The organism is Psychrobacter sp. UBA2514 (assembly GCF_002341255.1).
Lineage (GTDB): Bacteria > Pseudomonadota > Gammaproteobacteria > Pseudomonadales > Moraxellaceae > Psychrobacter > Psychrobacter pacificensis.
The window spans coordinates 75,835-84,887 of the sequence record NZ_DDNS01000015.1; the positions used below are offsets into that span (position 1 = coordinate 75,835).

Sequence of the window (9,053 nt, forward strand, 5' to 3'; positions counted from 1 at the left end):
CATGCAAAACATTATGATGATTAATGACCATAAAGCACTTATTCAATATGACCCTGAACTAGGGTTATTCCGTGGAGAATTTGTAGGGCTAAATGGTGGGGCAGACTTTTATGGTGACAGCATTGCCGATTTAGAAAATGAGGGTAAGCAGTCATTGCAAACCTTTTTGGACGTTTGCCAAGAACAAGGCATTGAGCCTTACAAATCCTTTTCAGGTAAGTTTGTAACCCGTGTGCCAAGTGAGCTACACGAGCAAGTAACAACTATTGCCACCAGCCACGGTATGAGCCTTAACCAATGGGTCACTAATACACTTGCCAATGCCATCAAAACCGAAGGCATGGCATAACGACTATGCAAGGCTAGGACTAATTACCCGAACGACAGCTATTTACACACCCTTATGCTGTCACTGCCTTGCACCTACTTTAATTTAAGGGTGTAGGGGTGTGAAATATGGACACAAGCACGGCTATCAGCGTTTACGAGCATTTTTTATATATTGATGAAAGTCTTCAGCTTTCAGTTAATGACTATCCCGATATAGCTACAATATGGCGTAGCGCAGACGATCAAACTGAGTTTACATACTATGACTTTGTGTTTAGAGACCATCTAAATATTAGAACAATTTTAGCTGAAAGCAATATTACTAATCTTGATGCTCACTATATATTAAAAAAGTTTATTGAAACGTTGATTAATTCTAAAAGTGAACGATCAAAAAGTAGGCTCTCAAAACCTTTCACTTACGATGATTATTTATTTCTTGCAGATGAAGAAGAAGATATAGACGGTCATTCTTCATACTTAATTGATATTATTATTAATATTATCGAAGAACCTCAATATTTATTTGAGTTCATAGCTGAGTTTGGCACTTTTAATATTACTCCAAAGTATGCGCCATACCCCTATAAGCATATAGAAAATCATGGAAAGATACCTTATGTACTCGCCGCATATATAAGCCATTTACCATTTAAGATATGGTCGCATAAAATTGATTACGACATTAAATTTACAAGCTATAAGGAAGCAGAAGAATGGCAGAATGAATTTTATAAATTCTTAGCGGACAATAGAGCTTTGGAAATGTTTTTGAGATTGAAGGATTTGGCTGAAGTTTTTATAAGTCGCATAAAGACTCTTGATAATATAAATGTTGACTTAGGTTTTGACTTCTATAAGATGCAGAAAGAGTTGAGCTTTAGAAATAATAAACTAGCATTCATTGATTCTAGTCAAGCGAATATAGCACCTGAACTAATAGTTGCTCACTATGTCTGGAACTATATTTATTTAGAAGATAACGATTTAAACCAAAACCTATCTCATTCATCAAAAGTTCCTCTAGTCTTGAAGCATTTTAAAGATTTGCCTAAAGACCAAAGGTTTATAGACAGAATTACAGCTATTACCACACCTAGAGAGCAGAAAAACTATAACTGGAGTGGTTTTTTTAAATAGCAATTTGCTTGCCTATTATCCCATACTGATAAGATGACACCTCAACGTGTCACCCTAATTTAAAATTGGCTTCAAACCTTTATCGTTTGGAGGTGACACCACTTACCGACACCATTTTATTGAGGTGACACCCTTTTCTGACACCTATGCTTACCCCCTAACATAGACCATGTAAGCCGTAGCGTCCGTTACGGCTCAATACACTACATGGAGCTATACACAATGACACACCCAACCCAAGACACCCCAGTAATTCCTTTTACTGACAACACCCCTCACGACACCGAACCAACCAGCGCAAACAGTCCAGCTATGCAACTGCCTACTACTGGCATGGGCAGAGCTAAGGACATTTTGCCGTTCCTACCTTTTAGCAAAACCACCTTGTTTGAATGGTCAAAAGATGGACGTTTCCCAGCTGGCAGAAAGCTATCACCAACTATGACAGCATGGAGCTATGCAGACGTTCACGAATGGCTTAACTCTCACACCTCAACCACTAGCGAGATATAGAGCCATGATGACCACAGCCACCAGTAACGCCCCAGTGACCGACCAGCCAGCACCTAAGACACAGATTGACACTGTTAGAGAGCACCTGATGACAGGGGCAACTATCACCACATGGGACGCATACCGCCTTTATCAAATCACATGCCTAGCACAGCGCATACATGACCTAAGAACCGCAGGGCTAACCATTCAAAGCGAAATAGTTACGCACAATGACAAGCGTTTTTCTGTCTATTGGCTTGATGAGCAGACTTTGCTTGAAAGCGAACTATCTAACAGTGAGGTGAACTAAGTGAGCCAATCAAACGACATATTAGAACCGCGCCTAGTGGCAGTAGATAGCTATTATCTGTCTGTCATTAATGACCGCATACAAGACCTATCAAACGATGCTGAGAGCCTAGCAATGGCGCTTAGTGCGATCAGTACCGATGATGATACCAGTAAGGGCGTAATAGTCGCTGTAAGGTCTGCCCTACTCGCTAATAGTGAGCTGGCAACCATTTTAAGCGAACAGATGGACGGGCTTATCTTACTGCCTGAGCTGGAGGTAACAGATCATGAGTGATAACCATACCAAACCCAATCTAAAAGCCCAACACGGGGCGCACAATCGCAAACAGACGGGTAAACGTGGCTTACTGCTAAGATTTACTATCTTTATGGCATGGGTGGCAGGTATTGGCTTGCTACTCTCACTGGTAGCTTGCCAGCAAGTACAACCAAAACAGATTGCAACCGATGATAGCAGCGGTTACTATATAGGCCTCTCAAAATCTACAAGCGGACAAGCCAGCCGTGACATTTTGGCTTTTTTTGTGCCTGATAATAGCGCAGCCTCTCAAGCTGTTACTATACAATCTAGCACAGCCTCACAAGCGCACACATGCGCCACAAGGGGGCAAACCATCATATCTAAGGTGAACACCTCACCGACCGACTATGACGGGTTGACGCTGCAAAATAAAACAGCCGTAAGGCGAATATGCGGGGCGGTTTCTTGTAGAACCGAGAGTAAGACCCGTCACCCTATACTTTTACCGTATAGCGTGGCATACACTCAAAAACTACAAGGAGTTATCCATCATGGGTAAATCAATCAGCACGACTTCAAACACTACAACACTAGCTAATCAAGCCCCTGAGGGCTTAGATGACGGCTTGTCTATTGCCCAAATTAACCAGCGTAAAGTTATCGACTTAACTAGTCCTAACGATACCGATGTCATTATCATATCGTCACATGATTTATCAAACCTTGCTTGTGATATTAGCGGTGCAGCTGGCGCTCTACATGATGTTGGTCAGTTACTGGCACTTATTCACTATGACAAGATACAGGCTCATACAGCCGAAGCATTAGCGCGTTTAGCACATGATGCTACTTGCACATGGGCAGAGATACTGCACACGCAATTAGACACCCTCAACGAATCCCTAGTGATGAATGGCCATAGCAAGGTAGGTGCAGAATGAAAACCTACCCACCAAAGCAGAGCCGTAAGCACGCCAAGCGCAAAAGCTACTACAAGAAATATAGAGCCGAGCGCAAGCCGAACCACACGCAGGCAAGGGGGAACAGATGACCACCACACCAACAAACAGCCAAGAAAAAGCCCATGCGGACAACATGGGCGCTCATACTCTCTTACAAGATTGCAAGCCAGCTACAGAGGAACAGCTGGCAAACGATCCGTTTTTAATCAAACTTAATGACATGCTAGAACCTGAACGGCTGCTATTCGTTACAGGTAATACTACTATATATTATGGTGAACAAATTGGCAAAACCGAACCAACAGCCAACACTATAGGCTTAGCATTGACCGATAAACAAGGCGATATTGTAGGCGCGGTATTCTACACACCAAACAGCAAAGCAAAGCCCATTGTCATTGATCCTACAGGTTATGGCGCTATCGTCATTGGTGAGCCAAACAAAGCCCATGAGGTCATAGCTTTTAATGACCTTGATAGCGGTATTGATGTTTACAGCTACCTGATGAGCAGTGATAAAACAATCATTGTCAGCCCTCACAAAACAAAGCAATGCCTTAAAAAGATGGTGCAGCACTGGAGCAGCGGTTCACTTGTTACCGTACCTATGACGCTTGATGACAAGGGCTTAATAAACCTATTAGCAGGTGTAAAGGCTCAAGCATTGGTTACTGTGGCTCATATCGTCACTATGCTGCAGCATGACAGCTACAAAGCGATACTAGCAGCTGATGACACCCAGCTAATCAACTTACAAGATACTGCCTATTATCCTGAATGGCGCGATGATCCCCAGCTGAATGAACCGATGATCTATAGTGATGGGCGTTTTGAGCTATATCACGATGGATTGTTTTTCGTAAAGTATAACGATGATGACCCAGCAAACATTACCTTTAAGTCTAAGGCGTTTGTTTGTTCACCTATAGAAGTTATCGCTAAGACACGGGACACAGGCAGCACTACATGGGGGCGGTTACTGCAATGGCGCGATGATGACAGCGTATTGCATACGTGGTCAATGCCGTTATCGCTACTGCAAGGTGATGCAAGGGAATACCGCAAGGAGCTTGCCAGTCAAGGACTAAACATTACCACCAACCCCAAACAGCGCAGCTACTTAGACACCTATATTCAAAAATACCCTATTCACAAACGGGCGTTATGCGTGGATAAGTTAGGCTGGCACGATAAGCAATATATATTACCTGACAGAGCCATAGGCAGCGATGGTAAGCAGCTTATTGTCTATCAGTCTGCAAACAGTATCAACAGCACCCTAACCCAGCAAGGAGAGCTAGCACAGTGGCGCGATAACTTATGCAAGCCACTAGCAGAGCAAAGCCGTTTTGTGTTCTCTATTGCTTGCGCGTTCGCAGGTCAATTACTGGAGCTATTAGAGTATGACGGGGGCGGTTTTCACCTTTTAGGATCATCAAGCATGGGTAAGTCATTATCGCTCAAGGTGGCTGCTAGTGTATGGGGCAATCCTGACAGGTACGTTAAGACATGGCGCAGCACTGATAACGCTCTAGAAGGCACAGCAAGCGAGCACAACGACAGTTTTTTACCACTTGATGAGATCAGCGAATGTGATCCCAAAATAGTAGGCAAAACCGTTTATATGCTGGCTAATGGTCAAGGTAAAGGACGTAGTACCACCACGGGACACAATCGTATAGCCAAAACATGGCGCATTATCTTTTTGTCTAATGGTGAGGAGTCGCTACAAAACTTCATGGCGCAAGCAGGACAAAAAACCAATGTAGGTATCGAGGTTCGAGTAGCGCATATTGATGCTGATGCTGGCAAAGGGTTAAAAACCTTTGATAGTTTGGTACTGGCAGAAACAAGCGAAGCACAAGCCGATAGGATTAAAGAGCTATCACACGCTTACTATGGATCAGCTGGCATTGCATGGCTAGAACATATCACCAGTGACAAGGCAGCGACCACCGCCACCGCTAAGCAGCTTGTAGATGACTTCATGAGTCAGTACAGCGACCTGACAGCACAGGCGCATAGAGTTGCTAAACGGTTCGCTATCGTGAGCGCAGCTGGAGAACTGGCAACACAGGCAGGTATAACGGGCTGGCAAGTAGGACAAGCAACTACAGCTGTAATGATTTGCTTAGATAACTGGCTCGATAACTACGGGCGTGATGGTGAGCATGAGCAGCGCCAAATCATAGAGCATATTAAGGCATTTATTGAACAGCACGGATCAAGCCGTTTTCAGCCTTGCCATATTCACACGTACCAAGACTTTGAACCTAAAACCAATAACCGCGCTGGCTATCATAACTACGACACAGGGGAATATTATTTCTCTACCAGTACCTTTGATGAAGTCTGTTCACCATTTAACAAAAGCAAAGTCTTACAAGTGTTAGATGAAGCAGGATTTTTAAATGTGACTGAGAGTAATCGTAAAACGTGCAAAGTGCCTTTACCATTCAAAAAGAACCGCCAGCGTGTTTATGCGGTCAAAGGTGAGATATTAAGTTGTGAAACTACAAAAAGCACTGGGACAGCTGGGACAACTGGGACAACCCATACACAGCAAGGGTTAGAGCCTGTCCCAAGCGTTAAAACACCATTGGGACAGCTGGGACAAAATAGCGCAATCTGTTAATCTGTCCCAAGTGTCCCAAAGGCTAAAAAAGGGCTGGGACAGCTGAAAGCCAGTAAGTACGGGCGCTGTCCCGTTGTCCCAAGTGTCCCAAGCAAAAAAGTAGATGCAGGCAAAAATAATATAAGGTAGGCGTTAGCGTCTGCCTTTTTTTATGGCTGATACTTTCATTTTTATAGTAGTAGGCTAAAGCCAATAGCTCAAAACCCGACAAAATATAACTGTATTGTTGTATTATGAGGGAATATAAAAACCGAGGTTTAATCTATAGTCAATCCTAAATAAAACAGATACATTATATATCAAAGTGGAACTGGTCTAAATCTTCCTTGCGTGCTGTGCCTACGCAGACAGAGGCTGCGAAAAATTTATCCCAGTCCCACTGTATCTTTTTTATACTGAATTCACTATATGACGCATTTTAGCGCACTAAATGATTATGTAGCAGACTTGCCAGCCGATAGACAACAAGCGATCAATAATAAATCTAAAATATTAAGCCAGTCTATTGAGCTTGCCAAAATACGCAAAAGCAAACAGCTAAAGCAGACTGAGCTTGCCGTCATTATGGGTGTGTCACAAGCCAGCATATCAAAGGTAGAAAGCGGTAAAGACATTCAGCTATCGACTTTGCAAAACTATGTTAGAGCGTTAGGTGGCGAGGTAAGCATTATCGCTAAGATGCCAAACAGTGACGTTATATTGATATAGCACCCTCACCCTAAAGGCGAACCCTCACAACTTTCATATCTTATTTTAAATTTTATAATCCAGCCCATTTATTCATCAATACCACTTAGGGATATCTATGTCAGATAGCAATCATCAATACGTTAGCGATTACGTCAATAAAGTAGCCTCAAGAATTAAGTTAGGTCACAGTTCAGAACATACTTTCCGCATACACCTAGAATTTTTAATTAATGCTTTAGTACCTGATGTAATAGTGACCAATGAACCAAGCCAAGTAACGGACTGCGGTAACCCTGATTTTTTAATCAGTAAAAAAGAGATTCCGATTGGCTTTATCGAAGCTAAAGACGTAGGCAAGGATTTAAGCTCTAAACTTTATAAAGAACAGTTTGATAGATATAAAGCCGCCTTAGACAACCTGATTATTACGGACTATCTACGCTTTGAGTTTTATGTTGGTGGTGAACTTATCCATGAAATATGCGTTGGTGAGTTAGTTGAAGGCGTAGTACAGCCACATGATAGCGAGTTCAATCGTTTAGCGGAGTTACTGCGTGATTTCTGTGTGTATGTCGGACAAACGATTAAATCTGCTCAACGTCTTGCAGTCTTGATGGCGGGTAAAGCGCGATTACTTGAACATACGCTTTATCAGGCACTAATCAGCGATGAAAATTCAGACGATAATTCAGACCTACGTGCCCAGTTTGAGACTTTTAAGGGCGTACTTATACATGACTTAACCCCAGCAGACTTTGCTGATATTTACGCGCAAACACTCGCCTATGGTATGTTTGCCGCACGTTTGCATGATGACACCCTAGATACTTTTAGTCGTCAAGAGGCAGCTGAGCTTATCCCTAAAACCAATCCATTTTTAAGAAAGCTGTTCTCTCATGTGGCTGGTATTGATATTGACCCACGTATCAAGACTACGGTAGATAACCTTGCTGATGTATTTCGCGCCACCGATGTAGCAGCTATCCTCAAAAACTTCGGTAAGACTACTCAAACACAAGACCCTATCATTCACTTCTACGAGACTTTCCTTGCAGAGTACAACCCTAAACTTCGTAAGCAGCGCGGTGTATGGTACACCCCTGAGCCAGTGGTTAAGTTTATTGTCCGCGCTGTAGATGATATTTTGAAGTCTGAGTTTGATTTGGCAGACGGTATAGCAGATACCAGTAAGATAGAAATAGAAAAACAGACACAAACCCCTGATAGTCGTACTAAGACAGGCTATAAGATGGTTAAAGAGTTGGTACATAAGGTGCAAATTCTTGATCCAGCGACTGGTACAGGGACATTCCTTGCAGCCATTATTCAGCATATCTTTCACAGTCAGTTTGAAAACATGGGCGGCATTTGGAGCAGCTACGTTGAGCAAGACCTATTACCACGCTTACATGGTTTTGAGCTATTGATGGCAAGCTATGCAATGGCGCATTTAAAGCTTGATATGCTACTTGCTGATACAGGCTATGAGCCTATTAAGCCTAAACGTATGCAGGTCTATCTGACCAACTCACTAGAAGAACATAACCCCGATACAGGAACGCTATTTGCTGGCTGGCTGTCTGCTGAGGCAAATGAGGCTAACGCCATTAAGCGTGATGCACCCGTGATGGTAGTGATTGGGAATCCGCCGTATAGTGGTGTATCTCAAAACAATGGGAAGTGGATATCTGATTTAATAGAGGATTATAAATATGTAGATGGAGAGCATTTTAATGAACGTAAACATTGGTTAAACGATGATTACGTAAAATTTATACGCTATGGACAACATTTTATTGAAAAGAACGGTGAGGGTATTTTAGCTTTTATTAATCCACATGGATTTTTGGATAATCCAACCTTCCGCGGTATGCGTTGGCACCTGCTCAATACTTATGACAAAATTTTCACCATTGATTTGCATGGTAATACTAAGAAAAAAGAAGCAGCACCTGATGGTAGTAAAGATGAAAATGTATTTGATATTATGCAAGGTGTGTCTATCAACTTTTTTATAAAAACCGGAAAGAAAAAGCAAGGGGAGCTAGGTAAGGTCTTTCACTATGATTTATTTGGTAAGAGAGATGCTAAATACAATTTTTTGAGTAAAAAACATATTGGTAAAATAAGTTTCGATGAGTTACTTAGTGATAGGCCTTATTTCTTTTTTAAGCCAAGAAATAATATGGGAGTAGAGAATTATTCAACTGGATTTAAAGTAGATGAGTAGACCTCTTGCAAAAGTAGT

The 9,053-nt window shown here is 42.2% G+C and carries 9 protein-coding genes and 1 pseudogene; all 10 read left to right on the forward strand.

Features of this window, described 5'->3' with window-relative positions:
• Position 1 precedes the first annotated feature (1 nt).
• Positions 2 to 349: a type II toxin-antitoxin system HicB family antitoxin gene (locus B3V51_RS05705; protein WP_071003129.1), complete on the forward strand. Its 348-nt coding sequence runs from the start codon at positions 2 to 4 to the stop codon at positions 347 to 349.
• Between the two features lie 107 nt (positions 350 to 456).
• Positions 457 to 1,470 carry a hypothetical protein gene (locus tag B3V51_RS05710; RefSeq protein WP_212563832.1) on the forward strand — a complete coding sequence of 338 codons (1,014 nt, stop codon included), beginning with the start codon at positions 457 to 459 and terminating at the stop codon, positions 1,468 to 1,470.
• A gap of 222 nt (positions 1,471 to 1,692) precedes the next feature.
• Complete coding sequence (locus B3V51_RS05715; protein WP_227517191.1) at positions 1,693 to 1,983, forward strand: helix-turn-helix transcriptional regulator; 291 nt, start codon at positions 1,693 to 1,695, stop codon at positions 1,981 to 1,983.
• Between the two features lie 4 nt (positions 1,984 to 1,987).
• The gene (locus tag B3V51_RS05720) at positions 1,988 to 2,275 is read left to right on the forward strand and encodes a helix-turn-helix domain-containing protein (protein WP_197496749.1); all 288 of its coding nucleotides are present in this window, start codon (positions 1,988 to 1,990) and stop codon (positions 2,273 to 2,275) included.
• Entirely contained in the window at positions 2,276 to 2,551 is a 276-nt protein-coding gene (locus tag B3V51_RS05725; protein WP_071002211.1) for a hypothetical protein, read from the forward strand.
• Entirely contained in the window at positions 2,544 to 3,077 is a 534-nt protein-coding gene (locus B3V51_RS05730) for a hypothetical protein (RefSeq protein WP_212563833.1), read from the forward strand. Before B3V51_RS05725 ends, B3V51_RS05730 begins: the two co-directional genes overlap by 8 nt.
• Positions 3,070 to 3,459, forward strand: coding sequence for a hypothetical protein (locus tag B3V51_RS05735; RefSeq protein WP_071002213.1), 390 nt, complete (start codon positions 3,070 to 3,072; stop codon positions 3,457 to 3,459). Before B3V51_RS05730 ends, B3V51_RS05735 begins: the two co-directional genes overlap by 8 nt.
• Before the next feature lie 106 nt (positions 3,460 to 3,565).
• Positions 3,566 to 6,115, forward strand: a complete 2,550-nt coding sequence (locus B3V51_RS05740) for a DUF927 domain-containing protein (protein WP_286708088.1) — start codon at positions 3,566 to 3,568, stop codon at positions 6,113 to 6,115.
• 408 nt (positions 6,116 to 6,523) lie between these two features.
• On the forward strand, positions 6,524 to 6,823 hold the full coding sequence (locus B3V51_RS05745) for a helix-turn-helix domain-containing protein (protein ID WP_071002215.1): 300 nt from the start codon (positions 6,524 to 6,526) through the stop codon (positions 6,821 to 6,823).
• A 97-nt stretch (positions 6,824 to 6,920) separates the two neighbouring features.
• A pseudogene (locus B3V51_RS05750) lies at positions 6,921 to 9,032 on the forward strand (N-6 DNA methylase); the annotation flags it as partial.
• Positions 9,033 to 9,053: the final 21 nt, after the last annotated feature.